The following is a 24949-nucleotide window of genomic DNA, read 5'->3' on the forward strand; positions in this document are numbered from 1 at the left end:
GTCGCGCCGGACCGGCGCGACGCGGATCGGAGCCGGGCCCGTGCGGCATGGTGTGCGGCTCGGTCGGGGTAAGGACCCGCCGAGGCCGCGGACCGATGGCAGCGGGAGGAACGGCTCATGTCCGAGATGTCGGACTTCAACGAGCGGCTGGCCGCGATCGCCCGCGAGCTGGTCAACGAACCGGACATGCAGCACACGCTGCAGCGGGTCGTCGAGGCCGCCGCGCAGAACCTCGACGGCGAGGTCTGGTCCAGCGTGTCGCTGGTCAAGGACCGCCACGAGGTGCGTACCCCGGCCGCCAGTGACGACCGTGCGGAGCAGGCCGACCACCTGCAGTACGACCTGGAGGAGGGGCCGTGCCTGGACGCGATCTGGGAGCAGGAGACCTTCCAGATCGACGACATGACCGCCGAGGAGCGCTATCCCCGCTGGACCCGGGCGGTCGCGGAGCAGACCGGCATCCGCAGCAGCCTGTCGCTGCAACTGTTCACCGACGCGGAGCAGAACAGCCTCGGTGCGCTCAACCTCTACTCGCCGGAGCCGAGCGCCTTCGACGCGGAGACCCGGGGCGAGGCGCTGGCGTTCGCCGCCCAGGCCGCGGTCGCGCTGCGCAGTGCCCAGATCGAGGAGAACCTGCGCTCGGGGATGGCCACCCGCAACCTGATCGGGATGGCCCAGGGCATCGTGATGGAGCGGTTGCGGCTCACACCGGACCAGGCGTTCGGGGTGCTCAGCCGGCTGTCTCAGGAGAGCAACACCAAGCTGCGGGACGTGGCGCGGCGCCTGGTGGAGACCGGGGAGGTCCCCGGCCGGCGGCGGCGCTGAGCCGGGGGCGACCCGGTGGCCACGGGTTAGGACCACCGGGTCTGGACCGCGCAGGACCCCGGGGTCCTGCGCGATCGTCCTGGTGAGCTACCCCCGGTGCCGCCTGGGACATCGTGCTGCCGGCGTGGCTTCCTCGGCTCCGCCCGCAGGACGCCGTCTCACCCCGACCGTAGGGGTGCCCCGGCGTCAGCCGGGACCGCGCCCGTCGAGGGCGGCGTCGAGGGTGACCGCCGCGTCGATGAGGGCCAGGTGGGTGAACGCCTGCGGGAAGTTGCCGATCTGCTCGCCGGTGAGGGCGATCTCCTCGGAGTACAGGCCCACGTGGTTGCCGTAGGTCAGCATCTTCTCGAACGCCGTCCGGGCCTCCTCCAGCCGACCGGAGCGGGTGAGCGCGTCCACGTAGGCGAAGGTGCACAGCGAGAACGTGCCCTCCGAGCCGCGCAGCCCGTCCGGGGAGGCCTCGGGGTCGTAGCGGTAGACCAGGCTGTCGGTGACCAGCTCGTCGTCCATCGCCGCCAGGGTCGAGCGCCACAGCGGGTCCCGGCCGTCGACGAAGCCGACGGTCGGCATGCGCAGCAGCGCCGAGTCGAGCACGTCGGTGTCGTAGTGCTGCACGAACGCCCCGCGCGAGGTGTGGAAGCCGCGCTCGAGCACCTGCTCGTAGATCCGGTCCCGTGCGGCGCGCCAGCGGTCCACGTCGGCGGGCCGGCCGTGCTCCGTGGCCATCCGGATGCCGCGGTCGAAGGCCACCCAGCTCATCACCCGCCCGTAGGTGAACGCCTGCCGGCCGCCCCGGGTCTCCCAGATGCCCTCCTCGGGCTGGTCCCAGTTGTCGGCGAGCCAGTCCAGCACCCGGCTGGTCGCCGTCCAGCCCTGGTGGGACAGCGGCAGCCCGGCCCGGACGCCGGCGTAGACGCTGTCCAGGGCCTCGCCGTAGATGTCGAGCTGTAGCTGCTCGGCCGCGCCGTTGCCGATGCGGACCGGCGCCGAGCCCCGGTACCCGCGCCAGTGGTCGAGCTCGTCCTCCTTGAGGTCGGAGGAGCCGTCGATCCGGTACATGATGTTGAGCGGTCCGCTGTCGCTGTCGAGCCGCTCGCGGATCCGCTCGCCCAGCCAGGACCCGAAGCGCGCCGCCTCGTCGGTCAGGCCGAGCTTGAGCAGCGCGTGCACCGAGAACGAGGCGTCGCGCACCCACGTGTAGCGGTAGTCCCAGTTGCGCTCGCCGCCGACCTGCTCGGGCAGTGCCGCGGTGGGCGCCGCGACGATGCCGCCCGAGGGGGCGTAGGTCATCAGCTTCAGGGTGATCGCCGAGCGCTGGACGGCCTCCCGCCACCGCCCGGTGTAGGTGGACCGGCCGATCCAGGAGCGCCAGTGGGCCACGGTCGCGTCGAAGAGGGCCTGCACCTCGTCGGGGTGGATCTCGCGGGGCGGCCCGTCGGCGTCGGTCTCCAGGACGACGCCGCGCGTCTGGCCCGCCACCAGGCCCACCGTGCCGCGCAGGTCGGTGTCCTCCACGCGCACGTCGGCCAGCCGCTCGTCCTCCGGCGCGCGCACGACGTGCAGCGTCAGCCGCTGGCCGTTCGCCACGAAGACGGCGCCGGGGCCGCTGAGCTCCAGGCGGTGCGGGTGCCGGCCGTAGTCGAAGCGCGGGGCCACCTCCACCTCGAAGGTCATCCGGCCGCGCACGCACTGCACCATGCGCACGATCCGGTGCCGGTCGGTCGCGGTGTCGCCGGCGGGCGGCATGAAGTCGAGCACCTGGCCCAGGCCGGTGTCGGTGAAGAACCGGGTGACCAGGACGGCGGTGTCCGGCAGGTACATCTGCGTCGAGGTGTACTCCACGCCCGCCGGGCGGATGCGGAAGTGCCCGCCGCGCTCGTCGTCGAGGAGCGCGCCGAAGACGCTGGGGGAGTCGAACCGGGGGGAGCAGAACCAGTCGATCGACCCGTCGGTCGTCACCAGTGCAGCGGTCTGCAGGTCGCCGATCAGGCCGTGTCCGGAGATGGCGGTCTCGAGGCTGACGGTCTCGGTCATGCCGGCGACCGTGGCCCACGGGAGGCCGCGGCGGCCTCATCCAGCGGGGGTGAGCCGCCCCGCCCGCGCCCGGGAGGACGGCGGACCACCCTGCGGGGACGAGCGCCGGTCGTTCCGTGCCCGCGGGCGTCCCGGCACACTGGCCGCCGTCGGCGAGCGAGCGCGCAGGAGGGACGGGCGGATGGACACGGCACCGTCGCGGACCCCGCCGCCCGAGGAGCGGCTGGCCGGCCGGCTGGCGGCCGGCCCCCCGCCCGGGGAGGCGCCCGCGCGGGCGACCGCGGTGCGCCTGCTCCGGGACCTCGGGCGGATCGACCGGGCCCTCTACCGGGCCGTGGCCGGAACACGCACGCCCGCCCTCGACCGCCCGGTGCGCCGGCTGTCGCGGCTGGCGGACTTCTCGCGGCTGTGGATGGCGGTCGCCGGGGTGATGGCCCTCGCCGGCGGTCGCACCGGGCGGCGGGCCGCCGCCGCGGGCCTGACGGCGGTGGCGGTGGACTCCGCCGTGGTCAACGCCGGCTTCAAGCTCGCCGCCCGCCGCCGGCGGCCCGACCGGGACCTGGCCGGCGTGCCCGAGGCCCGGTGGGTGCCGATGCCGCACTCGGCGTCGTTCCCGTCCGGCCACACCGCCTCGGGCTTCGCGTTCGCCACGGCGGTCGCACAGATCGTGCCTGCTGCCGCCGCGCCCCTGCGCACCCTCGCCGCCGCGGTCGGCTACTCACGGGTCCACACCGGCGTGCACTACCCGGCCGACGTGGTCATCGGGGCGATGATCGGTGTCGCCGTCGGCGAGGCCGTCGGGTGGGGACTGTGGCGGGTCGAGGTCATCCCGCGGTTCCGCCCGCCGCGTCCGGGGCGCTGACCGGTCCTCCGTGCCGCGGCGCGGACCCGGGTCAGTGGACCAGCGCCTTGAGGAGGATGAGCCCGGCCCCGACGAGCGCGACGAGGGCGCCCTTCAGCAGCGCCCGGCGGGGCGGGGCTCCGGCGAAGCGGGCCGCCCAGTAGCCGTAGAACCCGATCAGGCCCAGCCCCGACCACTTGGCGACGGAGAACGCGGCGCCGACCTCGAACACGCCCAGCGCGGCGAGCAGGAAGAAGACCGCGGGGAAGGCGACCCCGAAGCCGACCGCCGCGGCGTCCTCCACCATGTGCCCGACCTGGCCGCGGGTGACCGGCCGGCGGGTGCTCGTCTCGGTGCCCACGACCTCGCTGTAGACCTCGGCCAGAGCGACCGCCAGGGCCGTGCCGAGCAGCCAGACGGCCATGACGCCCGGCGTGGGCGGGTGGGTCTCGAGCGCCACGACCAGCGCCAGCCCGATGATCGAGCCGTAGACCACCCGGCCGACCTGCCGCGATCCGAGGTGCGTCTCCAGGCTCGCCCGCATGGACCGCAGCCTCCCCGGGCCGGCCCGGCGGGACACCGTCCGCTGCGGAGGATGTGGGGAGCGGTCAGCCGACCGCGCCGGGGACGACGGCGAACAGCCGCTCGCGCACGGACTCGCGGACCTGCAGCACCTCCTCGACGCGGGCCAGCTGCTCCGGGGAGGCGGGCAACCCGTACACGTCGCGGAGGAACCGGGGCAGGTCCGCCCGGTAGTCGTGCTGCCACGCCCCGAACGGCCCCGACGTCTGCGCGTTCTTCATGTCGACCAGGCTCTGGAAGAAGGTCGTCAGCGGGCGCCACCGCATGGCCGGGGGGATGCCGCGGGGGCTCGCGCCGGCGACCGGCTCCGGCTTCGGCCGGGAGGGGCCCAGCCACTCGGGCGGGTACCAGAGCAGGTCGGGGCCGAACTTCGTCACCCCGTCGTTGTCGTGGCTGACCAGCACGAAGCGCGGCGGCGAGCCGCGCTCCCCGGCCAGGGCGGCGTACTGGTCGTGGTCGTTGACGACGGCGACGGCGGCGGGGTCGACGTCGAGGCGGTTCCCGCGGGTGACCTCGCGCATCCACCCGCTGCCGTACGGGGTCCCGATCCACAGCGCCCGGTCGATGCCCATGGCGTCGAGCCCCAGCGTCCCCCAGTGCAGGAACACGTCCTGGCTGGTGTGCGCGCCGAGGCTCTCGCCGAAGACCGCGACGCGCGGGCGGGGGCCGGGGCGGTCCCGCAGCCGCTGCAGCACCCGCAGCCACAGGAGCCGGTTCTGCTCCCGGGCCGCGGGCACCATGCCGAGGGACAGCGGCGACGGGCGGCGCGAGTACTGCAGGGTCACCGTGGCGACGTCGCCGAGCGCCAGGTACTGCAGCGCCGCGACGGCGACGTAGTTGACGTAGCCGGTCCCGGTCGGCGAGACGAGGACCAGCAGCGACCGGTCGAGCGCACCGGTCCGCTCCAGCTCGGCCATCGCGAGGTCCACCCGGGCGCGCGGGGTCGGCGCGTTGTCCAGGCCCACGTACACCTGCACGGGGGCGGCGTGCGGGGGCGTGCCCATCACGGTCTCGATCGACAGGTCCGGCACGCCGGCCGGGAGGTCGGGCACCGGCCGCGGGCGGACCGACGCCAGGGCGTGCAGCCGGCCGTCGCGCCCCATGCCCTCCCAGACGACGAGGCTGCCGGGACCTCCGCTGACCGTCGGCGGCACCCACCGGTCGCCCTCACCGGGCTCGAACACCGGGACGTCGACCGACGTCCGCGCCTCGATCCGCCGCATCGCCCGGTGCCAGACCGCGGAGGCGCCGGCCCCCAGCCCGGCGAGGGCGACCGCGTGGCCGGCGAGCCGCCAGAGGCCGGGCGGCCCGGGCAGCACCGCGGCCAGCCGGCGGGCCGCGAGGTCGGACAGCGCGTGCTCGGCGTAGCCGACGCCGGCGAGGCACCCGACGACCCCCGCGGCGACGCCGAGGGACGACAGGCGCGGGGGAGCGTCGGCCCCGCCGGTCCGCTCGGCCTGCTCGCCCGCGCGCAACCGGTCCACGACGTAGGCGGTGCCCAGGCCGACCGGCACCGCGAGCGGGACGGCGGCGAGGCGGCCGTGCAGCCGCAGGCGGTCGTCGAGCGCGCGCGTCCCCGCCTGGGCGCCGCCCAGCAGCGCGCCGCCGAGGCCGGTCGCGCCCAGCCGCCAGGCCGCCTGGCGGACGATGCCGCGGAGCGGGTCCTCGGCGCGCGGCGGGAACGCCCGCAGCGCCGCCAGGCCGAGGGGCACGGCCGCACAGTCGGCCGCGATCGTGGCGGCCCGCCGCACGGACGGCGGCGTCGCCCCGCCGACGGCGAGCCGGACGGCGCTCTCCAGCGCCTCCTGCGTCCCGACCGTGAGCAGGTGGTGCAGGCCCGTGGCCAGGCCGGTCACCAGCCCCTGGTCCACCGCGCTGCGCGGGGAGAGGGAGGGGGCGAAGGTGCCGGGGGCCATCGCCGCGGCCACGACCAGCCCGACGTCGGGTGCGGTGCTCGAGCCGGGAGACCGTCCGCGGCTGTGCCGTCCCGGTCGGGGTCGCGTGCGTCCCATGCGCGGATGGTGCGCCGGGCGGGGCGGCTCCGGTTCATCCTCCGCGTAGGAGTCCGGCCGCCCGGACTGCCCCTAGCGTCGGTCGCCGGACGAGCGGAGCGCGGCATGACGGCGGAACCGACGGCGAGGCCCGCACGGGCCGGGGCGCCGGCCGTTCCGCCGCCGCGCGACGAGCCGGCACCGGACCGGGACGTCTCCCACCGCCGGCGCCGGCGCCTGCGCCCCTCCTGGCCGCGCTACACCTGGAGCGGCACGGTCGGCGCCCTGCTGTTCGGCTGCAGTGCGCTGACGCCGTCGCTGCTGCCCCGGGGCTGGGTGCTGCAGGGGCTGGTCGCCGGCATCACCGCGGCCATCGGCTACGGCGTGGGCGTCACGGCGGCCTGGTTCGTCGCCGAGGTCACCGAGCGCCGGCTCTCGGCCGGTGCCCGACGCCGCGCGTGGCAGGTGCTCGCCGTCGCGGGCCCACTGCTGTGCCTGGCCGCGCTGTGGCTCGGCGCGGGGTGGCAGCGGGACGTGCACCGGCTGATGGGCCTCGACCCGCCGGAGGGCTGGTCGGCGATCGGCGTCGTCGTCGTGGCGGTGCTGCTGTTCGCCCTGCTGGTCGCCGTCGCCCGCGGGATCCGGGCACTGGCCCGCTGGCTCGTCCGGACCCTCGGCCGCCTCCTGCCCCGGCGCATCGCCCGCCCGCTCGGCGTCGCCGCGGTCACCGTGCTGGTGGTCTTCCTGCTCAACGGCGTGCTGTTCCAGGGCCTGGTCGAGGCGATGAACTCCGCGTTCAGCGTCCGGGACGACGGCACGGAGGAGGGCGCGGTGGAGCCGGCCGCGCCGGAGCGGTCGGGCAGCCCGGACTCCCTCGTGGACTGGGACGACCTCGGCCTGCAGGGCCGCAACTTCACCGGCACCGGGCCGACGCCGGAGGAGCTGCGGGCCTTCTCGGGCCGCCCGGCGGAGCAGCCGGTGCGCGCCTACGTCGGGCTGGCGTCGGCCGAGGACGTCGACGACCGCGCGGCGCTCGCCGTCCGCGAGCTGGAGCGGGCCGGCGGGTTCGACCGCGCCGTCCTCGTGGTGGTGACGACCACCGGGACCGGCTGGGTGGACCCGGCGGCCTCCGCCGCGCTGGAGTACGAGTTCAACGGCGACACCGCGATGGTCGCGGTGCAGTACTCCTACCTGCCCAGCTGGCTGTCCTTCCTGGTCGACCAGGCGAAGGCGCGGGACGCGGGCCGGGCGCTGTTCGACGCGGTGTACGGCGCCTGGGCGCAGCTGCCCGAGCGCAGCCGGCCGCAGCTGTACGTCTTCGGGGAGAGCCTGGGCACCTTCGGCGGTGAGGCGGCCTTCAGCGGGATCGCCGACGTCCGCAACCGCACCGACGGCGTGCTGTGGGCCGGGCCGCCGAACTTCAACGAGCTGTGGCGGGGGCTGGTCGCCGACCGGGAGGCCGGTTCGCCGGAGTGGCTGCCCGTCCACGACGAGGGCCGGACCGTGCGCTTCGCCGACGAGTCGCCGGACCTCTCCGGGCCGCCGGGGCCGTGGGAGGAACCGCGGGTGGTCTACCTGCAGAACGCCTCCGACCCGATCGTCTGGTGGTCGCCGCGGCTGCTCCTCGACCGCCCGGACTGGCTGGAGGGGCAGCGCGGTCCCGACGTCTCCGACGACGTGGTGTGGCTGCCGTTCGTCACCTTCTGGCAGGTCACCGCGGACATGGCGTTCTCGACCGGCGTCCCCGACGGCCACGGCCACAAGTACCAGGCCGACTACGTCGACGCGTGGGCGGAGGTCGCGCAGCCGCCCGGGTGGACCGACGCCGACACCGACCGGTTGCGGTCCCTGGTCGGCGGTGGCTGACCGGGGGGCGGGGTGACCACCTCCGCCGGGCGGCGCGGGCGCCACCGGCTGGTCTCCGGCGCGCTCGTGCTCGTGCTCGCCGCCGTCAACGTCGTCGACCACACGGTCCACCCGCCCTGGTGGGTGCGGGCCCTGACGGGTGTGGGCCTGGTCGCCTGGGCCCGCCTCGACGGGCTCACCTGGTCGCAGCTCGGACTGGGCCGGGACCGCCTCGGGGCGGGGTGCCGGTGGGCGCTGGGCGCGATCGGCCTCGTCGCCGGGGTCTACGTGGTCGGCGTGCTGCTCCCGTTCACCCGGCCGGCGTTCATGGACGTCCGGTACGACCTGCCACCGCTCGAGGCGCTGCACAAGGCGTTCGTGACCATCCCGCTCGGCACCGTGGTGCTCGAGGAGCTCGCCTTCCGGTCCGTCCTCTGGGGCGTGCTCGCGCGGCACCTGCGCCCGTGGCAGGTCCTGGTCACGACGTCGGTGCTCTTCGGGCTCTGGCACGTCATCCCGGCGCTGCGCGTCGGCGAGACCAACCGCGGGGTGTCGGAGGCGGTCGGCGGGTCCGGCAGCGCCGCCCTGGTCCTCGGGACGGTCGCGCTCACGACGGTCGGGGGACTGGTCTTCGGGGAGATGCGCCGCCGCAGCGGCAGCGTGCTGGCCGCCGCCGGGGCGCACTGGGCGACCAACGCCCTGGGCGTGCTGTCCGGGCTGGTGGCGTGGCGCCTGGACCGGCAGGGGTGACCCGCTCGTCATCCGCGACGGATGAGGTCCGGTACCCGGGGCGCCCGCCACACTCGGGCAGCCTGCCAGGGGACCACCACCTGCCAGGGGACCACGGTGCTAGGAGGCCCGAGATGACGGTGACCGCCGCGGTGGTCGTCGCGGGGGACGACGGTCCGGCCGGCGGCCCGGTGCCGCCCGGCGACCCGTTCGTCGAGGCCCTGGTCGAACGGCTGCACGCCGAGTACGGCGTCGACCGGCAGGAGATCCGTTCCTCGGCGCTCGAGGCGCTCGCGACCTTCGCCGGGGCCCCCGTGCAGGCGTTCGTCCCGATCCTGGTGGAGAAGCGGCTGCGCGCGACGTACCGGGCCCGGCGGGACGAGCGGAGGACGGCGCTCCAGGCCGGCCGACCCCTCCCGTGAGCCGGGCCCCGCGCCTGGTGCCGCCCGGGGTCCAGGCGCTCCGCGGGTACCACCGTCCCTGGCTGGCGAAGGACCTCCTGGCCGGGGTGGTGCTCACCGCGCTGCTCGTGCCGCAGGGCATGGCCTACGCGGAGCTCGCCGGACTGCCGCCGATCACCGGCCTGTACACCTCGATCACCTGCCTGCTCGCCTACGCCGTGTTCGGACCGTCGCGGATCCTGGTGCTCGGCCCGGACTCCTCCCTCGGCCCGATGATCGCGGCCACGGTGCTGCCCCTCGTGGTCGCCGGCGGGGACCCGGAGCGGGCCGTGGCGCTGGCCTCGGTGCTCGCGCTCATGGTGGCGGCGATCATGCTCGCGGCGGCGTGGGCGGGGCTGGGCTTCGTGGCCGACCTGCTGTCGAAGCCCACGATGATCGGCTACCTGAACGGGCTCGCGCTCACCATCCTGGTCGGCCAGCTGCCCAAGCTCCTCGGCTTCTCCGTCGACGCCGACGGGCTGGTCGGGGAGGCCACCGGCTTCGTGGCGGGCGTCGCCGGCGGGGAGGTCGTGCCGGCCGCGGCGGCGGTCGGGATCGGCGGCGTCCTGGTGGTCCTCGGGCTCCAGCGGTGGCTGCCCAAGGTGCCCGCCGTCCTCGTGATGGTGGTCCTGGCGATCGCCGCGACGACGGTCTTCGACCTCGGGGCCCGTGGCGTGGGCCTGGTCGGCGAGCTGCCGCAGGGCTTCCCGCCGCTGACCGTGCCGAGCGTCGGCTGGTCGGACCTGGGCCCGCTGGTGGCCGGTGCGTTCGCGATCGCCCTGGTGGCGCTGGCGGACACCATCTCGACCGCGTCGGCGTTCGCGGAGCGCACCGGGCAGGAGGTCCGGGGGAACGCGGAGATGGCCGGCATCGGCGCGGCGAACCTCGCCGCCGGGCTGTTCCAGGGGTTCCCGGTCAGCACCAGCGCGTCCCGGACGGCCGTGGCCGAACGCGCCGGCGCCCGTTCCCAGCTGACCGGGGTCACCGGGGCCGTGCTCATCCTGCTGATGATCCTGCTGCTGCCGGGCCTGTTCCGGAACCTGCCCGACGCCGCCCTGGCCGCGGTCGTCGTCACCGCCGCGCTCTCGCTGGCCGACCTCCCGGCCGCTGCCCGGCTGTGGCACCAGCGCCGGGTCGAGTTCACCCTGTCGGTCGCCGCGTTCGCCGGGGTGGCGCTGCTCGGAGTGCTGCCCGGGATCGCGATCGCGGTCGGCCTGTCGATCCTGAACGTCTTCCGCCGTGCCTGGCGGCCCTACTCGACGACCCTCGGCCGCGTGGACTCCGTGCGGGGTTACCACGACGTCCGCTCCTACCCGGACGCGCAGATGCTCCCCGGGCTGGTCGTCCTCCGCTTCGACGCCCCGCTGTTCTTCGCCAACGCCAAGACCTTCCGCGACGAGGTCGTGGCGCTCGCTCGCAGCGAGCCGGCGCCCCGGTGGATCGTCGTCGCCGCCGAGCCGGTCACCGACGTGGACACCACCGCCGCCGACGTGCTCTTCGACCTCGACCGCCTGCTGGACCGGCGCGGGCAGACGCTGGTCTTCGCCGAGCTCAAGGACCCGGTCCGGGCCAAGATCGAGCGCTACGGGCTCACGCAGGAGATCGAGCCGCAGCACTTCTTCCCGACCGTCGGCGCCGCGGTGGAGGCCTACCGCGTGCGGACGGGAGCGCGCTGGCCCGACGAGCCGGCTCCCGCGCCCGGTCCCGCGGTGCTGCCGGAGCCGGCGACCCCGCTGCCGTCACCGGCCACGCCGGCCGGCGAGCACCGCGCCTGACCGGGAGTCCGCGGGCGTCAGGCGTCCGTGGTCGTGGACGTGGTCGTGGACGTGGTCGTGGACGTGGCCGGACGCTCCGAGGCCGTCGCCGCCGGGCGGGAGACGCGCTCCGCGCTCATCCCCGGGACCGGCCGGCCGGCCGCGAGGGCCCACAGCGCCGCCCAGGTCAGGCGTGCCTGCGGCGGCTTCACGCCGGGCCGGTCGCGGGGGAGCCGGACCCGGAGGACGCCGGGACGGATCGTGCACCGGACCGGGGTCGCCACCCGCACCGTCTCGCCGTCGATGCCGACCGGGACCTCGGCGACGTCCGCGGTGACCACGACCTCGGGGGACTCCACCACCCGCAGCCCCTCCCGGTGGGCGCCGTTCAGCAGGCCGATCGCCTGCCGCGTGCTGTCCACCCGGACCGCGATCACCCCGAGCACCCCGCGGTCCAGCCTCGGCCGGCGCCCGCTCCCGACGAGGTCGGACCCGGCGTAGGGGTTGTTGCTCACCAGCAGGGCCTGCGGCGCGTCCAGCGTGAGGTCGCCGGCCTGCGCCACGAGGTGGGCGCCGCGCCGGCGGGCCAGCAGGTCCGGGAGGGCGTCGAGGGTGGTCCGGCGCTTGTCGTCCCGGTAGGCCGGGTTCTCCACGATCTCCGCGTACGCACCGAAGGAGGCGTTGTTCACGAACGTGCGGCCGTTGACGTCGCCGAGGTCGATGCGGGCCTCCACGCCGTCGCGCAGGCCGTCGAGGCACCGCGCGGGGTCGTTCCGGTCCAGCCCCAGGTCCAGCGCGAAGTGGTTGCGGGTGCCGGCGCTCACGACGAGGAACGGCACGTCGTGCTCGGCCGCGACCTGGGCGACGAGCGCCTGCGTGCCGTCCCCGCCGGCCACGCCGAGCAGGTCCGCGCCGCGGGCCAGGGCCGCCCGGGCCAGCTCCTGGACGTCGGTGCCGGGCCGGTCGAGCAGGGCCACCTCGGCGCCGAGCTCCTCGGCCAGCTCCCGCAGCCGGAAGCGACCGACCTTGCCCCCGCCGGACCGCGGGTTCATGACCAGGAACGGCTGCCGGGGCGCCGGCACCTCGGTGACCTCCATCGTCCAGCGGGACCGGTCGGGGCGCAGTGCCGCCCGCCCGGACCACACCGCGGCGGCGAACAGCGCGGCGGCGACGAGGGCCACCCAGAGCAGCCGGTCGGCCACGAAGGCGACGAGCACCGCCAGGGGTGCAGCCAGGGCGAGGGCCAGCGCCAGCCAGCGCAGGGGGCCGCGTTGCAGGAGGAACCAGAAGACGGCGGCCACGAGGACGACGACCGACGCGGCCGTCATCAGCACGAGCCACAGGCCGCGGCGGCCGGCGAACGCGAGCAGGACGACGAAGGCGGCGACGACCAGCGCGAGAGCGGTCCGGGCCCACCACCGGCGGGCGACCAACGAGTCCACGGCACACCTCCCAGGGGGCTCCCCGGCGTCCCGGGTCCCGTCCGGGGAGCCTGGCCGCCCCGAGAGGCCGGGGCATCACCCGCCGCGGACGGGTCGCGCCCCGCTCAGCCGCTCCCGCTCCGCGTCGTCCTCCGCCACTCCGTGGGACTCGTGCCGAACTGCGCGCGGAACCACCGGGAGAACGCGCTGGGGGCCGTGAAGCCCAGCAGCCGGGACACCTCGGTCAGCGACAGGTCCTCGTTCGGGAGGTAGCGCTCGGCCAGTCGTGCCCTCGTGGCGCTCAGGACGGAGGAGAAGGTGTCGCCCTGCTGGGCCAGGTGGCGCTGCAGGTCCCGGGGACCGAGGCCGAGGAGCCGGCCCGTCCGCGTCAGCGACTGGCCCCCGAGCGGCAGCAGCAGCTCCACGGCCTCCGCCACGTCCGTCGGGCCGGAGGGCGACGCGGGGGTCTCGGGGGCCACGACCGTGCGGAGGAACTGCCGGGCGTACGGCCGCAGCGAGGGATCGGACGTGACCACGCGGGCACCGAGGTCCCGCGCCGGGAACACCAGGCCGGTGAACGGGCGGGCGAAGAGCACGCGGGGACCGAAGAGCCGGTACCACGGTCCCGCGTCCGGGGGCGCGGGGTGGGCGAAGACGGCCGACGTGGGGTCCCAGCCGTCGCCCACGAGCGTCCGGATGATCCCCACGAGCGCCCCCACGGCCAGGTCGAGCGCCTCGTCGCGCGGGGCGGGCTCACCGAGCTCGAGCCAGACCTCGATCATCGCCTCGTCGCGGTCCTCCCGCAGGCGCAGGTGGAGTGCCTCGTTGTAGGCCCGCTCGTACCGCGCCAGGAGGTCCACGGCGCTGCGCAGGTCGGGCTCCTCGCGGAGCACGACGCTCAGGGGGCCGAGGGTGCCGAGAGTGCGGACCCGTGCCATGCGCAGGCCGAAGTCCGGGCAGCCCGCCTGCCGTGCGGACACCTCGAGGAGCCGGGCCACGGGCGCGGCTGCGATCCAGCGGTCGGGCACGTCGAGGTCGGCGAGGTCCAGGCCGACCTGCGCGGCGAGGACCGCGGCGTCCAGCCCGACCGAACGGGCCACGGCCGCATAGCCGGTGAGGGTGTTGGTCCGAACGCGAGGAAGCATCACGGTCCCCTGTGCGATGCGCGAGAAGGTAAGGGCTCCGTCGCGATCGGTAAAGCGGGTCGGTCGGCTCCTTCCTAGTCTCGCCCCACGTCCGGCCACCACCTGTTCTCCACCGTCCCGGCGCCGGCGACCGTGACGGCGGCCGGGCCGGACGCCGGTGACCCCTGAGAGGGCGAGATGACCGGTGACCACGCGCCCGTCCGCACCGTCTCCTCGGCGGTCGCGCTGCCGACGCCCCGCCGCCCGCCGCTGGAGCCGGCTGCCGGTCCGGTGGAGCCGGCCAGTGGCGCCACGCGTCCCGGCCCGGTGCTGCTCCTGAGCCGCCGTGACCTCGACCTGCTCGCGTGCCTGGCACGGGGGAGGTCGACGGCCCAGATCGCAGCCGTCCTCTCCGTGTCGAGCAACACCGCCCGGACGAGGATCCGGCGGGTGCAGGGCAAGCTCGACGTCGCCGACCGGGCGGCGGCCGTGCGGGCGGCCCGTGACCTCGGCGTCCTGGCGGACCGTCACTGACACGGTTCCCCGGCTGACCGGCGACCCCACGTCCCGGGTGCCACACTGAGCGCACCCCGCCAGGCGGACGACGGAGGGCCCGCGGGTCCGTGGTGCGCTCGCCTGGCGGGGCCCGTCGTCCGGGTCCGGGCCACACGGATCGTCCGCACCGGACGAGGCCCCCGGCGCCCCGCCCCTGCGACGCTGCCCGGGCGCGTCGGCCGTCCCCTCCCCTCGGCGTGCAGAGGAGGCGACGGTGGCATCCGGACCCGACGGGCGGCCCGACGACGGGGTGCCGGCGGTCCTCCGGCCCGGTCCCGACGCCGTCCCGGGGCCGGCCCGTCCGGTCCGGCGCCCGGCCGCTGCCCGCAGGGGAGCACGGCTGCCGGCTGCGGCCCCCTCTGCCCCGTTCCGCTCCCGGTCGGTGCCCGGGGCGCCGGAGTCCGGGGTGCACGTCGACCCGGTGAGCGGTCGCCTGACGCTGACCGGACCCCTGGACGCCCGCGCCGCCCACCTGCTGTACGACGCCGTCTCGGCGTTGCTGGCGGCCCGCCACCCGGCCTGGACCGTCGACGTCGGCGGGGTCACCGGCATCGACGACGCCGGCCTGCGTGCCCTGCTGGGCGCCTACCGGCGGGCGGTCCGGCACGGCTGCCGGGTCGGCCTGCGCGGCGCGTCGCCGGCCCTCCGGGACACGCTGGTCCTGCTGCGCCTGGACCGCCACCTCCTGCCAGGGGAGCGCACGCCGATCGCGGAGGAGCCGGGACCCGGCTGACCGGCGCCACCCGCCGCGCTCGGGATGCCGGGCCGTCCACGACGACGGGGCCGCCCCGCCGGACGCACCGGGAGGTCCCGTGACCGTCGAGGTCGTCGCGATCACCGGCGCGCTCGTCTTCGGGTGGGGCCTGCTGTCGGCCCGCCTCGAGCGCGCCGACCTCACGGCGCCGATCGTCTTCGTCGGCGTCGGTGGGCTCCTCGCCGCCACCGGCCTGGTCGACGCGGGGTCCGTCCCGGAGTCGCTGGAACCGCTGGTCGAGGTCGCGCTGGTGTGGGTGCTGTTCTCCGACGCCTCCGCCGTCCCGTTCGGCCAGGTGCGCCGCGACCTCGGCCGCTACCTGCGGCTGCTGGCCGTCGGGCTGCCGCTGACCGTGGTGGCCGGCTGGGCGCTGGCGTACGCGCTCGTCCCCGGCCTCGGCACCTGGTCGGCGCTGCTGGTCGGGGCGGCGCTGGCGCCGACCGACGCCGCGCTGGGACTGCCGGTCGTCACCAACCCCGCCGTGCCCTCCCGCGTGCGGCGGCTGATCACCGTCGAGAGCGGCCTGAACGACGGCATCGTCACGCCCGTGGTCCTGTTCGCCCTCGCGGGCGCGACCGCGGGGCTCGAGGGCACCAGCGGGTCCTGGCTGGGGGAGGCGCTGCTCGAGCTCGGCGTCGGCGTGGTGGTGGGTGCTGTCGTCGGCCTGGGTGGCGGGTGGCTGCTGCAGGAGGCCCGCCGCCGGGGGTGGGCCGACGGGAGATCCGTCGGGGCCGCGGTGCTGGCCCTGGCGCTCGTGGCCTACGCGGGCGCGCTCGTCGTCGACGGGAACGGCTTCGTCGCCGCGTTCTGCGGCGGGCTGGGTTTCGGCGCGGCGGCGGGCCGGCAGGGCCCGGGCGAGCGGGTCTTCCTCGAGGAGGCCGGCGGACTGGTCTCCCTGCTCGTCTGGCTCGCGTTCGGTGCGCTCGCCGTCCCGCTCGTCGTCGACCGGGTCGACCCCGGCGTCGTGGTCTACGCGGTCCTGAGCCTGACGCTGGTGCGCATGGTGCCCGTCGCCCTGGCCTGTGCCGGCGCGGGTCTGGACCGCGACACCGTGCTGTTCGTCGGCTGGTTCGGACCCCGGGGGCTGGCGTCCCTCGTGTTCGCCTTGCTGGCCCTGGAGGAGCTCGGGGACGCCGCCGACGAGGCGGTGGCGCTCATCGGCGCGACGGTGCTCCTGAGCGTCCTCGTGCACGGGCTCACCGCAGCCCCGCTGGCGGCGCGGTACCAGCGGGCCCTCACCCGCAGGGGGCTCGACGGTCCGGCGTGAGGCGTCACGGGGCCGCCGGAGGTCAGGCCTCGACGGCCGAGCCCGCGGTGGCCCGCGCGGACCGGGGCGTCCGGCTGTACCCCAGGTGCTCCAGGGCCTGCTCGTAGCACTCGTGGAGGAGGTGCAGGCGGGAGACCAGCCGGCGCACGTGGTCCGGCGAGCGGGACAGCACCGTCGGCTCGGTCATGGTCTCCCAGAACACCCACGCGAGCTCCCCGCTGCGCCCGGTCCAGTCCCGCGTCACGGGCGGCGAGACCGGTCCGAGGGCGGCGACGAACCGGCGCGTCACCTCCCGGTGCAGGCGGGCGACCCGCGTCTGGTGCGGGGCCGCCACCTCGCGGTGGTACCGGCGCGAGACGCGGCGGGACCACCGCGGTTCCGGAGGCGGGGGCTCGACCGCGAGGCCGATGGCCCGCCCGAGCAGCGGCAACAGGACGGGGCGGTCGGCGTCGGACAGCCTGTCGTTGGCGCCTCGGAGGACGGTGGCCAGCTCACCGTCCACACAGCGGGGCTCGTCGCTGAACCGCTCGCCGGCCAGGAGGGCCGTGTACTCCATGAAGCAGGCGCCGTGCGACGAGTTCCGGTGCCTGCCACGACTCAGCACGGGCATCGCGTCGGGCACCGACAGGGGCACCGTCTCCTCGGGGGCGGTCTCGGACATGGTGTGTGCTCCTCGTGGACGGGCGGCCGGGGCGGTGGACGAGGGCCTGGGGCCGCGGGGGACGGTCACCACCGCCGGTTGCCCAGCACGGTCGCCTCGTCGGCCAGGTCGCCCCCGACCCGGGGGCACCGCAGCAGGGCGGCGTGGCGGTACTCCAGCAGCGCGTTCAGGTGTTCCTCGGTCCGCGTCAGGAGGTCGAGGTTCTCGCGGTTGCCCACTCTCGCCGCGGCAGCCCGCGCTGCCCGGAGGTCGGTCCAGGCCTCGGTGATGAGCCGGTCGAGGAGGGTGAAGCTGTACTGGGGCGGCGCTGGCGCTGTCATGGCGGGACTCCCCGCTGGTGGTCGAGTCGCTGGTCCTTCCCGGGGACCCGAGAGTGGCGGCCACCGGGGCGGCTCGCATCGTCCCCGGCAGATGACACGCGACGGTCCGGCTCCCCGGGAGCGCCGTCAGTCGTAGACCACCGAGGTGCGCACGAGCAGGTCCTGGACCGAGCGGTTCTCCCTGCTCACCAGGACCCACAGGACGCCCGCCGGGAACACCGCGCAGAGGACCGCCCGTGTGCACGCGCGCCCCAAGCCCAGGCGCGCGCCCGCGTCGTCGACCACCCGGAGTCCCAGCAGCCGGCCGCCGTAGGTGGCGCCGACCACGGTCCAGGTGACGGCGAAGTAGCCGGCCAGCAGCGCGAGCCCCGCCACGATGAGCAGGGCGAGGGACGGGGTGGGGAACCGGAAGCTCGTGGGGGCCAGCAGGAACCGGGCCGCCGCGACGACGGCGTAGCCGGCGCCCAGCAGCAGGAGCACGACGGCGGCGTCGACGACGTTGGCCAGGCAGCGGGTGACCACGCCGGCCCGGCGGCCGCGGACCGCCGCCCGCACCGCCGCTCCCTCCCTCGCCGGGCGCGGGTCCCCGTGCCACGGGTAGGCCGGGCGCTCGGGGGCGCGGGTCACGGGGCGCTCCCGCGCGCACCGTCCTCCGACGCGCGGGTCGCCGTGCGCCGGCCGCTGCGGCGCAGCAGCCGGTCGACGACCCGCTCGACGGCACGGTCGGCGTCCACGCCCTGGTCGCGCACGCTGCGCACCACCTCTCCCGTGACGGAGCCCGTCGACTCGCGGAGCAGCCCGGGCAGGTCGATCACCTCCACCACGTAGCGCGCCAGCCCGGGGACGTCGGCGCGGGCGATGACCCGGTCGACGTCGACGCGGTCCACGACGGCGTCCAGGTCGACACGGGCGGCGACGGCGTCGACGTCGAGCCGGGCGGCCGCCGCGTCGAGATCCAGGCGGGCCGCGACGGCGTCGAGGTCCACGCGGTCGACCACGCGGGCGACGTCCACCCGGTCCGCCACCGCGTCCACGTCCAGCCGGGCGGCGACGGCGTCGAGGTCGACCCGGTCGACCACGCGGGCGACGTCGACCCGGTCCGCCACCGCGTCCACGTCCAGCCGGGCGGCGACGGCGTCGAGGTCGACCCGGTCGACCACGCGGTCCACGTCCACCCGGTCGACCACCGCCTCGACGTCGACCCGGTCCAGCACGCGGTCCACGTCGACGCGGTCGACCACCGCGTCGAGGTCGAGCCGGGCAGCGATGGCGTCGACGTCGAGCCGGGCGGCCACCGCATCCAGGTCGACCCGGTCCAGCACGGCGTCGAGGTCGACCCGCGCCACCACCGCGTCCACGTCGAGCATCGCGGCCAGCCGGTCGAGGTCCACGAACTCGCGGACGAGGCCGGGGACGTCCAGCCGGGCGAGCACTGCCCGGGTCACGCCGGGGACCAGGTCGTCCGCGGCGGCGGCCAGGGCCCGCACCGCGGCGGATGCCGGGCGGACGAGGGTCCGCGGCAGCGATCTGTGGGCACGACGGGCCAGGACGCCCCGTGTGGACGGCAGACGCACCGGCAACCGGGCGAGGACACCGCGCGGGTTCCGCACCGCCGCCTCCGCCGCCCACCTCACCAGCGCGGCCGTGACCGCCAGGACCGCGTGGGCAGCGGCCACCGTGTCCTCCGCGGCGCTGCCGTCCGGCGCGGGGACGGCGGACGGCCGACCGTGCGGCCGGCTCCTCCCCGGAGGCGGGTACGCCGGGTTCACGGCCACGCTGGACCGCCGTCAGATGCCCGGCTCATGCGGCCTCCCCGTCCGTCGGAGCCGTCAGCATCGGCCGCTCACCCGGTGGGACTCCTCATCCCCTCCGGGTGAGCCGGTCCCCGGGTGGCCGGGGCATCGTCGCCGTCCGACCCGGGTCGAGCGCTGCCGTCCGCGGGGACCTTCGCCCCTGACCAGGAGGAGGAGCGTTCGCGAGGGTGGTGGAGGCGACATCTGGCCACGAGCTCGTTGCGGGGGACGGCACGGTCGAGGGGCACCGAGCAGCTGGGGGCGGACATGGCGAGGCTGGCAACGGGTGCTCCGTTCCCCGTGGCGGGACGACCCGGTCCGGCCGGACACCGGGGCCCGGCCCTGCTGGACTCGAAGCTGGCGCCACCCGACCCGGCGCACGCGACCGTGCTCCGCCGGCGTCTGCTCGACCTCCTGACGCGACACGTCCAGCGGTCCCCGCTCACCCTCCTCAGCGGCCCCGCGGGATCCGGCAAGACCGTCCTCGCGTCCTCGTGGCGGCAGACCCACGGCGCGGGCCGGCCGGTCGCCTGGGTGACCCTGGACGCGTACGACGACGACCCGGCCACCTTCTGGAGCTACGTCGTCGAGGCCCTGTCCCGGGCCGGCGTGCAGTGGTCCGAGGTCCCGGCCCTGGTCCCGGGGGAGCCGCCCGGCGCCTCGCTCGTCCCCCGCCTGGCCGCGGACGTCGCTGCATCCCCCCGGCCCGTCGTGCTGGTCCTCGACGACGCCGACCACGTCACGGACCGGTCGGTCACCGCCGGCCTGGACCTGCTCGTCCGGCACGCGGGCAGCCGGCTCCGGCTCGTGGTGTGCGGCCGGGCCGACCCGCTGCTCCCGCTGCACCGGTACCGGCTCGACGGCACCCTGGCGGAGATCCGCGGTGACCAGCTGGCCTTCACCCCGGAGGAGACCCGCGACCTGCTCGCCGCCATGGGTGTCCCGGTGACGGCGGAGGTCGCGCGGGCCCTGTGCGCGGAGGCCGAGGGGTGGGCGGTCGGCCTCCGGCTCGCCGCCGCGCCGCTCAAACAGGGCGTGCCGCCGGAGCGACTCATCACGTCGCTGACGCACGACGACGGCAGCGTGGCCCAGTACCTGTTCGCGGAGGTCCTGGAGACCCAGCCGGCCGGCGTCCGGCGCGTCCTGCTGCGCACCAGCGTGACGTCGGAGCTGTGGCCCGACCTCGTGGACAGGCTGTGCGGCCGCCGCAACACCCGCCGCGTCCTCGCCGGGCTGGCGCACGCCAACGCGTTCGTCGAGGAGACCCCGAGCGCCCCGGGCGGCTTCCGCGTCCACCCCCTGTTCCGGGAGATGCTGCAGGCCCAGCTCGGCTACGAGCACCCGGGGGAGCTCGCCGGCCTGCACCGGACGTGCGCCGCGTGGTACGCCGCGGCGGGCCGGGCCCAGGTGGCGGTCGGTCACGCCGTCGCCGCCGAGGACTGGGGCTCCGTCGGCCGTCTCCTCGTCGAGGACCTGCTCGTCACGCGCCTGCTCGTGCACGGGACGGACCCGACGACGCGTGGGCTGGCGTCCCTCCCCCCGGGGCTCGTCGACCCCGAGGCCGCGGTCGTCCGGACGGTCGTGGCCCTCGCCGGCGGCGATGCCCCGTCACCGGCGGACCTCGCCGCGTCGAGGAGGGCGCAGGAGGAGGGCGCCACCCTGCCGTTGCGTCTCTCGGCGGCCCTCGCCTGCCTCACCGCCGACACGCACAGCGGCGTCGAGGCCGCGTCCCTCCTCACCCGGCTCGACGCCACCGGCGCCCTGGTCGCCGAGCTCCCGGACTCCGAGCACCGGGCGCGGACCGAGGGCACGGCGGTGCTGAGCCACCTGCGCGCGCTCGCCGTGCTCCGGACCAACGCCCCCGACCGGGAGCTGGTCGTCGCGCTGCGGGCCGCCGCGGCGGCGGCGAACGCCGCGGGCTCCCGCAGGCTCCGCTGCCGGGCGATCGGCCACCTCGCGCTCCTCGAGGCGCTCGAGGGGCACCTGACCCGGGCCGCCCAGCTCGCCCTGGAGGCCGAGACGCTGGCCGCCGAGGAGGACACCGAGGAGGCCGCGCGCGATGCCGCGGCCGCGACGGCCCTGGCCTGGGTCCACCTCCGCCGGTACGCGCTGGTCGAGTCGCGGGAGTGGCTGGGCAGAGCCCGGGTGCGGGAGCACTCCGCCTCCTCCGGTGCGGCCGGGCCGGGCCCCCTGCAGGCCGTGCTGCAGGGTCAGCACTTCCGGCTGCGGCACGAGTACGACCTGGCCGAGCAGGTGCTGCGACCCCACCTCGCGGGGCCACCCCTGCCGCGGTGGATCTCCGAGCAGGTGGTCACCGAGCTGGTGCGGCTGGCGGTGGCCCGCGGTCACGTCGAGGACGGGCTCGCCGTGCTCCGGGACAGGGGGCGCGACGAGCCGTGGAGCCGGCGCCTGCAGGCGTCGGTGGGCCTCCTCGGCGGGGTGACGACGGCGGACGTGCCGCCGGACGAGGAGTCCTCGCGGGCGCCGGCGGACGTCGTCGAGTCGATGGTCGTCCGCGCCTGCCAGCGGCTGGAGGCAGGTGAGGTGACCGCTGCGGCGGAGGAGCTCGCCGCGGCGCTCGAGCGGGCCCGGCCCGAACTCCTCCGCTGGCCGTTCGTGGACACCCCTCCGCAGGCGCGCCGGCTCCTGCGCACCCATCCCCGGCTGCAGGGCCCCGGCGCGTGGCTCAACCCGTCGAGCGCGGCACAGCCGGCCGGTGGCACGGACGGGGTCCGGTCGGGCGGCCCCGCCGAGGTGGTGCAGGAGCTGAGCCAGCGTGAGCTGGAGGTCCTGCGGTACCTGGCGGAGATGCTCTCCACCGCCGAGATCGCGGCGACGATGTTCATCTCGGTGAACACGGTGCGCACGCACATCCGGAGCATCCTGCGCAAGCTGGGCGTCAGCCGGCGCAACCAGGCCGTCCGGAAGGCGCGCGAGCGCGGACTCCTCTGAGGAGGACACCGGGCCCCTCCGCTGCGGACGATGCGGGCTCCCGCGCTCTCCGGCAGCGTCGGGAGGGACACGACCGACAAGGCCAGACCCCGGCCGCGGGACCCCCGGGCCCGGGCCACCCGGTGAGGCGTTCGAGGAGGCGATGGCGGTGGAGGCAGCGGTCACCCGGTACGAAGTGCGCGTGGGGACGCTCGTGAGCACCGCGACGCTCTCCTCGTTCCGCGTCCCCGTGACACCGATCGCCGTACCGCGCCGGACCGTGTACCGGTTCCGGGTGCCCGCCGACCGGGACCTCTCCGACGTGCTCGACCGGCTGACCGAGGGCCACGTGCAGGTCCTGGAGATCCGCCGGTGCCCGGAACCGCCCGGTCGGCGGCGCGGGCCGGCCCCGGACCGGGGGCAGGAGCCCGTGCCGCACGCCGGGGCGGCCACCCGGTCCGCGGACGGCGTCGTCGTCCCCCTCCGGGTGGTGCACCGGCCCCTCCGGCCGGGACCCGGCACGGCGGAGGAGCCCTCGGCCGGGTGAGCCGGTCCGCCGCCGGTGCAGGCGCCGCCCGCGGGTCATGCGCGGCGGACGATGCCGGGCCGCCGTCCGGGTCCCACGCTGTCGGCGCACGGCATCGGAACCCCGCGCCGACCGGCTCCGGTCCAGGGGCGGCAGGAGCCGGGGGTGGATCTCGGAGGACTGGCACATGACGGACACCTCGCACCGCAACACCACGGAGAGCAGCGCCTCGTACCGCGAGCCCCCGACGGCCTGGGCCGGCTGGGTGGTCTTCGGAGGCGTCATGTTGATCACGGTGGGCGCCTTCCAGGTCGTCCAGGGACTGGTCGCGCTCTTCGACGACGGCTTCTACGCGGTCACCCAGGACGGCCTCGTGGTGGACGTGGACTACAACACCTGGGGCTGGATCCACACGGTGATCGGCGTCGTCGCCATCCTCACCGGGCTGGGACTCCTGGCCGGCAACATGGTGGCCCGTGTCGTCGGCGTCGGGATCGCCCTGCTCAGCGCGCTGGTGAACCTGGCGTTCCTCCCGGCCTACCCGATCTGGTCGACCATCATGATCGCCCTCGACGTCATCGTGATCTACGCGATCATCGTCCACGGGCGGGAGGTCAAGGCCTACCGCTGACCGCCCGTCCCCGACGACGGGGAGCCGCACCCGCCCGGTCCACCCCCTCGACCGGGCGGGTGCCGGCGTGCGTGCCCGCGACCCGGGGCCGGACGGGGGTGCCGGTCCGGCGGGCTCGTCTCCCCCGGGTGACGTGCGCCGCCCGGCCGCGGGGGGACCGTGACCGGTGTCCGCTCTCGTTCCTCGTCCGCTGGGGGAGACATGACCGCAGACCTCGAGCAGCAGGCCGCCGACCTCGACCAGATGGGTCCGGTCGACTACATCGTGGTGGCGTTCCCGACCGACCGCATGACCGGTGAGGCGTTCCCGCTCCTGGTCGACCTCGTCGACCGGGGGGTCATCCGCATCCTCGACCTGGTGTTCCTGCGCAAGGACGAGGACGGGACCGTCACGACGCTCACCCAGGTCGACCTGGACCGCATGCGCGTCCTGGAGGCGGCCCTGTTCGACGGCGCGGCCTCCGGACTGATCGGCCCGGACGACGTCGCCGAGGCCGCCGCCGCGCTCGAGCCCGGCACCGCGGCCGGCGTCCTGGTCTACGAGAACAGCTGGGCCACGCCGTTCGCCGCTGCCCTGCGCCGCTCGGGCGGCCGGCTCGTGGCCGCGGGCCACATCCCGGTCCAGGCCCTCGTCGAGGCGCTCGACACCCTCGACGCCGAGGAGCAGGCCTCCGCGGGTGCGGGCAGCCCGCCCGCGCCGGCCGCCCCGGTCGACTGACCGCCGGCCCCGGCCACCGCTAGAGCAGCCGGGATCGCCACTCCGGCTCGACGGCGGCCCACTCCGCCTCCCAGGCGCGCTCCCGGCGGGCGTCCAGGACGGAGGTCAGGACGACGTGGAGCGTCCAGGTCGCCAGGGGCAGCCCCACCAGCGACAGTGCTCCCATGACGGCCGCCGAGGTCGGGATGCCCGACGGGTCGAGCGGGGGCGAGGTGGGCTCGCCCTGCCCGTCGATCCACACCGGCACGGCGGTGCCGGTCGCCGTCCCGGGGGGCACCAGCACGACCCCCTCCCGGAGCGCGCCACCGGCGTCCGGCCACGCGGCGCGCACCGGGACCGCCAGCGCCGGGGCGGCGCCGTAGGCGTCGTCGCGCTCCACCCGGGACGGGGCCTGCTCGAGCAGGACGGCGCGGGTGTGGGAGCGGTCCGCCGCCTCGGCGGCCGCCACCGCGGTGAGGTGCGCCGACGTGGCGGTCGACGCCGCCACGGCGAGCAGCGGGGCGACGAGGAGGGACGCGACGACGGCGAGCCGGCCGACGGCCTGCACCCGGTCGGAGGGGCGCCTCAGCGGCCCGGAGCCGAGCACCAGCCGGCGCAGGGACCGGCGGACGAGGGCGTCCAGCCGTGCGGTCATCCCGGTGCGGAGGCGCGGGACTCAGACGAGGACGCGCCGCTTGAGCTGCTCGAACTCCTCCTGGGTGATCGCACCCCGGTCGAGCAGGTCCTTGGCGTGGGCGATCTCGTCGACGCCGCGGAAGGCGGGAGCGGCCACCGACCGGATGTGGGCGTCGGTCCGCTGCCTCGCCTGCTCGGCCTGCCGGGCGTCGCGGTCGGCCATGGCGCGCCCCTGCGTCGTGAGGTACGTGACCGAGCCGATCAGCGGGAGCAGGAGCACGAAGACGATCCAGCCGGTCTTGGCCCACCCCGACAGGTCGTGCCGCCGTAACAGGTCCCCGAAGACCGTGATGACCAGCCAGGAGAAGACCAGCAGCGCGAAGAAGACGACGAACGTCCAGAACAGGTCGACCAGCGGGTAGTCGTCGGCCGCCGAGCTCATGGTCCACCTCCGGAGGGCCTGGGGTGCCGCTCAGCATGGTCACCGGCGCGGGGGGGGGGCCGACCCCCCCCCCCCGGCCGGGGGGCCCCCCCCCCCCCCCCCCCGCGCCGCGCGCGCGCCGCCCCCCGCCCCCCCCCCCCCCCCCCCCCCC

At 76.3% G+C, this 24949-nt stretch carries 24 protein-coding genes; 13 read left to right on the forward strand and 11 right to left on the reverse strand.

Annotation, left to right across the window (positions count from 1 at the left end; genetic code table 11):
- Positions 1–117 precede the first annotated feature (117 nt).
- Positions 118–825 carry a GAF and ANTAR domain-containing protein gene (locus tag ACI78U_RS22015; RefSeq protein WP_456877534.1) on the forward strand — a complete coding sequence of 236 codons (708 nt, stop codon included), beginning with the start codon at positions 118–120 and terminating at the stop codon, positions 823–825.
- 186 nt (positions 826–1011) lie between these two features.
- On the opposite strand, the gene ACI78U_RS22020 is transcribed toward ACI78U_RS22015, so the two are convergent.
- Positions 1012–2859, reverse strand: coding sequence for a glycoside hydrolase family 15 protein (locus tag ACI78U_RS22020; RefSeq protein ID WP_456877535.1), 1848 nt, complete (start codon positions 2857–2859; stop codon positions 1012–1014).
- Positions 2860–3040: 181 nt separating this feature from the next.
- Here ACI78U_RS22020 and ACI78U_RS22025 point away from each other — a divergent pair, with 181 nt between their 5' ends.
- The gene (locus ACI78U_RS22025; protein ID WP_456877536.1) at positions 3041–3721 is read left to right on the forward strand and encodes a phosphatase PAP2 family protein; all 681 of its coding nucleotides are present in this window, start codon (positions 3041–3043) and stop codon (positions 3719–3721) included.
- 31 nt (positions 3722–3752) lie between these two features.
- Here ACI78U_RS22025 and ACI78U_RS22030 read toward each other — a convergent pair whose 3' ends face one another.
- Positions 3753–4244, reverse strand: coding sequence for a hypothetical protein (locus tag ACI78U_RS22030; RefSeq protein WP_456877537.1), 492 nt, complete (start codon positions 4242–4244; stop codon positions 3753–3755).
- A 64-nt stretch (positions 4245–4308) separates the two neighbouring features.
- Positions 4309–6294, reverse strand: a complete 1986-nt coding sequence (locus tag ACI78U_RS22035) for an alpha/beta-hydrolase family protein (RefSeq protein WP_456877538.1) — start codon at positions 6292–6294, stop codon at positions 4309–4311.
- 105 nt (positions 6295–6399) lie between these two features.
- Here ACI78U_RS22035 and ACI78U_RS22040 point away from each other — a divergent pair, with 105 nt between their 5' ends.
- The 4 genes from ACI78U_RS22040 to ACI78U_RS22055 all read left to right on the forward strand — a co-directional run bounded on the left by ACI78U_RS22040 (position 6400) and on the right by ACI78U_RS22055 (position 11062).
- Positions 6400–8139, forward strand: coding sequence for an alpha/beta hydrolase (locus tag ACI78U_RS22040; RefSeq protein WP_456877539.1), 1740 nt, complete (start codon positions 6400–6402; stop codon positions 8137–8139).
- A gap of 12 nt (positions 8140–8151) precedes the next feature.
- Positions 8152–8868: a CPBP family intramembrane glutamic endopeptidase gene (locus tag ACI78U_RS22045; RefSeq protein ID WP_456877540.1), complete on the forward strand. Its 717-nt coding sequence runs from the start codon at positions 8152–8154 to the stop codon at positions 8866–8868.
- Positions 8869–8981: 113 nt separating this feature from the next.
- Positions 8982–9269, forward strand: a complete 288-nt coding sequence (locus tag ACI78U_RS22050) for a three-helix bundle dimerization domain-containing protein (protein WP_456877541.1) — start codon at positions 8982–8984, stop codon at positions 9267–9269.
- A complete protein-coding gene (locus ACI78U_RS22055) occupies positions 9266–11062 on the forward strand; it encodes a SulP family inorganic anion transporter (RefSeq protein WP_456877542.1) in 1797 nt (598 codons plus the stop codon). Before ACI78U_RS22050 ends, ACI78U_RS22055 begins: the two co-directional genes overlap by 4 nt.
- A 17-nt stretch (positions 11063–11079) precedes the next feature.
- Here ACI78U_RS22055 and ACI78U_RS22060 read toward each other — a convergent pair whose 3' ends face one another.
- Positions 11080–12483: a diacylglycerol/lipid kinase family protein gene (locus tag ACI78U_RS22060; protein ID WP_456877543.1), complete on the reverse strand. Its 1404-nt coding sequence runs from the start codon at positions 12481–12483 to the stop codon at positions 11080–11082.
- Positions 12484–12587: 104 nt separating this feature from the next.
- Positions 12588–13562 (reverse strand): AraC family transcriptional regulator, encoded by a 975-nt coding sequence (locus ACI78U_RS22065; RefSeq protein ID WP_456877544.1) that lies wholly within the window; start codon positions 13560–13562, stop codon positions 12588–12590.
- 222 nt (positions 13563–13784) lie between these two features.
- Between ACI78U_RS22065 and ACI78U_RS22070 the strand changes: the two genes are divergently transcribed.
- The 3 genes from ACI78U_RS22070 (at position 13785) to ACI78U_RS22080 (ending at position 16162) form a co-directional block, all read left to right on the forward strand.
- Positions 13785–14120, forward strand: a complete 336-nt coding sequence (locus ACI78U_RS22070; protein WP_456877545.1) for a LuxR C-terminal-related transcriptional regulator — start codon at positions 13785–13787, stop codon at positions 14118–14120.
- A 442-nt stretch (positions 14121–14562) separates the two neighbouring features.
- On the forward strand, positions 14563–14874 hold the full coding sequence (locus ACI78U_RS22075) for an STAS domain-containing protein (RefSeq protein WP_456877546.1): 312 nt from the start codon (positions 14563–14565) through the stop codon (positions 14872–14874).
- A 79-nt stretch (positions 14875–14953) separates the two neighbouring features.
- On the forward strand, positions 14954–16162 hold the full coding sequence (locus ACI78U_RS22080) for a cation:proton antiporter domain-containing protein (protein ID WP_456877547.1): 1209 nt from the start codon (positions 14954–14956) through the stop codon (positions 16160–16162).
- A 22-nt stretch (positions 16163–16184) separates the two neighbouring features.
- Here the strand turns inward: ACI78U_RS22080 and ACI78U_RS22085 are convergent, their stop codons facing one another.
- From ACI78U_RS22085 to ACI78U_RS22100, 4 genes are all read right to left on the reverse strand, one after another.
- Entirely contained in the window at positions 16185–16823 is a 639-nt protein-coding gene (locus ACI78U_RS22085) for a hypothetical protein (RefSeq protein WP_456877548.1), read from the reverse strand.
- A gap of 65 nt (positions 16824–16888) precedes the next feature.
- Positions 16889–17143, reverse strand: coding sequence for a hypothetical protein (locus tag ACI78U_RS22090; protein ID WP_456877549.1), 255 nt, complete (start codon positions 17141–17143; stop codon positions 16889–16891).
- A 126-nt stretch (positions 17144–17269) separates the two neighbouring features.
- Positions 17270–17770, reverse strand: a complete 501-nt coding sequence (locus ACI78U_RS22095) for an RDD family protein (protein WP_456877550.1) — start codon at positions 17768–17770, stop codon at positions 17270–17272.
- On the reverse strand, positions 17767–18819 hold the full coding sequence (locus tag ACI78U_RS22100) for a hypothetical protein (protein WP_456877551.1): 1053 nt from the start codon (positions 18817–18819) through the stop codon (positions 17767–17769). The genes ACI78U_RS22095 and ACI78U_RS22100 overlap by 4 nt, the downstream gene beginning before the upstream one ends.
- Before the next feature lie 417 nt (positions 18820–19236).
- Here ACI78U_RS22100 and ACI78U_RS22105 point away from each other — a divergent pair, with 417 nt between their 5' ends.
- The 4 genes from ACI78U_RS22105 to ACI78U_RS22120 all read left to right on the forward strand — a co-directional run bounded on the left by ACI78U_RS22105 (position 19237) and on the right by ACI78U_RS22120 (position 23741).
- Complete coding sequence (locus ACI78U_RS22105; RefSeq protein WP_456877552.1) at positions 19237–21888, forward strand: LuxR C-terminal-related transcriptional regulator; 2652 nt, start codon at positions 19237–19239, stop codon at positions 21886–21888.
- 142 nt (positions 21889–22030) lie between these two features.
- Entirely contained in the window at positions 22031–22414 is a 384-nt protein-coding gene (locus ACI78U_RS22110; protein WP_456877553.1) for a hypothetical protein, read from the forward strand.
- 166 nt (positions 22415–22580) lie between these two features.
- The gene (locus tag ACI78U_RS22115; RefSeq protein WP_456877554.1) at positions 22581–23024 is read left to right on the forward strand and encodes a DUF7144 family membrane protein; all 444 of its coding nucleotides are present in this window, start codon (positions 22581–22583) and stop codon (positions 23022–23024) included.
- A 201-nt stretch (positions 23025–23225) separates the two neighbouring features.
- Entirely contained in the window at positions 23226–23741 is a 516-nt protein-coding gene (locus ACI78U_RS22120) for a DUF6325 family protein (RefSeq protein WP_456877555.1), read from the forward strand.
- Between the two features lie 19 nt (positions 23742–23760).
- On the opposite strand, the gene ACI78U_RS22125 is transcribed toward ACI78U_RS22120, so the two are convergent.
- Complete coding sequence (locus tag ACI78U_RS22125) at positions 23761–24375, reverse strand: Rv1733c family protein (RefSeq protein WP_456877556.1); 615 nt, start codon at positions 24373–24375, stop codon at positions 23761–23763.
- A 21-nt stretch (positions 24376–24396) separates the two neighbouring features.
- Positions 24397–24798, reverse strand: a complete 402-nt coding sequence (locus tag ACI78U_RS22130; protein ID WP_456877557.1) for an SHOCT domain-containing protein — start codon at positions 24796–24798, stop codon at positions 24397–24399.
- Positions 24799–24949: the final 151 nt, after the last annotated feature.

Source organism: Geodermatophilus sp. SYSU D00710, assembly GCF_054050195.1.

Coding starts and splice junctions, on each gene's coding strand:
- ACI78U_RS22015 (WP_456877534.1), top strand. CDS start 118: ATGTCCGAGATGTCGGACTTCAACGAGCGGCTGGCCGCGATCGCCCGC.
- ACI78U_RS22020 (WP_456877535.1), bottom strand. CDS start 2,859: ATGACCGAGACCGTCAGCCTCGAGACCGCCATCTCCGGACACGGCCTG.
- ACI78U_RS22025 (WP_456877536.1), top strand. CDS start 3,041: ATGGACACGGCACCGTCGCGGACCCCGCCGCCCGAGGAGCGGCTGGCC.
- ACI78U_RS22030 (WP_456877537.1), bottom strand. CDS start 4,244: ATGCGGGCGAGCCTGGAGACGCACCTCGGATCGCGGCAGGTCGGCCGG.
- ACI78U_RS22035 (WP_456877538.1), bottom strand. CDS start 6,294: ATGGGACGCACGCGACCCCGACCGGGACGGCACAGCCGCGGACGGTCT.
- ACI78U_RS22040 (WP_456877539.1), top strand. CDS start 6,400: ATGACGGCGGAACCGACGGCGAGGCCCGCACGGGCCGGGGCGCCGGCC.
- ACI78U_RS22050 (WP_456877541.1), top strand. CDS start 8,982: ATGACGGTGACCGCCGCGGTGGTCGTCGCGGGGGACGACGGTCCGGCC.
- ACI78U_RS22070 (WP_456877545.1), top strand. CDS start 13,785: ATGACCGGTGACCACGCGCCCGTCCGCACCGTCTCCTCGGCGGTCGCG.
- ACI78U_RS22085 (WP_456877548.1), bottom strand. CDS start 16,823: ATGTCCGAGACCGCCCCCGAGGAGACGGTGCCCCTGTCGGTGCCCGAC.
- ACI78U_RS22090 (WP_456877549.1), bottom strand. CDS start 17,143: ATGACAGCGCCAGCGCCGCCCCAGTACAGCTTCACCCTCCTCGACCGG.
- ACI78U_RS22110 (WP_456877553.1), top strand. CDS start 22,031: ATGGCGGTGGAGGCAGCGGTCACCCGGTACGAAGTGCGCGTGGGGACG.
- ACI78U_RS22115 (WP_456877554.1), top strand. CDS start 22,581: ATGACGGACACCTCGCACCGCAACACCACGGAGAGCAGCGCCTCGTAC.
- ACI78U_RS22120 (WP_456877555.1), top strand. CDS start 23,226: ATGACCGCAGACCTCGAGCAGCAGGCCGCCGACCTCGACCAGATGGGT.
- ACI78U_RS22125 (WP_456877556.1), bottom strand. CDS start 24,375: ATGACCGCACGGCTGGACGCCCTCGTCCGCCGGTCCCTGCGCCGGCTG.
- ACI78U_RS22130 (WP_456877557.1), bottom strand. CDS start 24,798: ATGAGCTCGGCGGCCGACGACTACCCGCTGGTCGACCTGTTCTGGACG.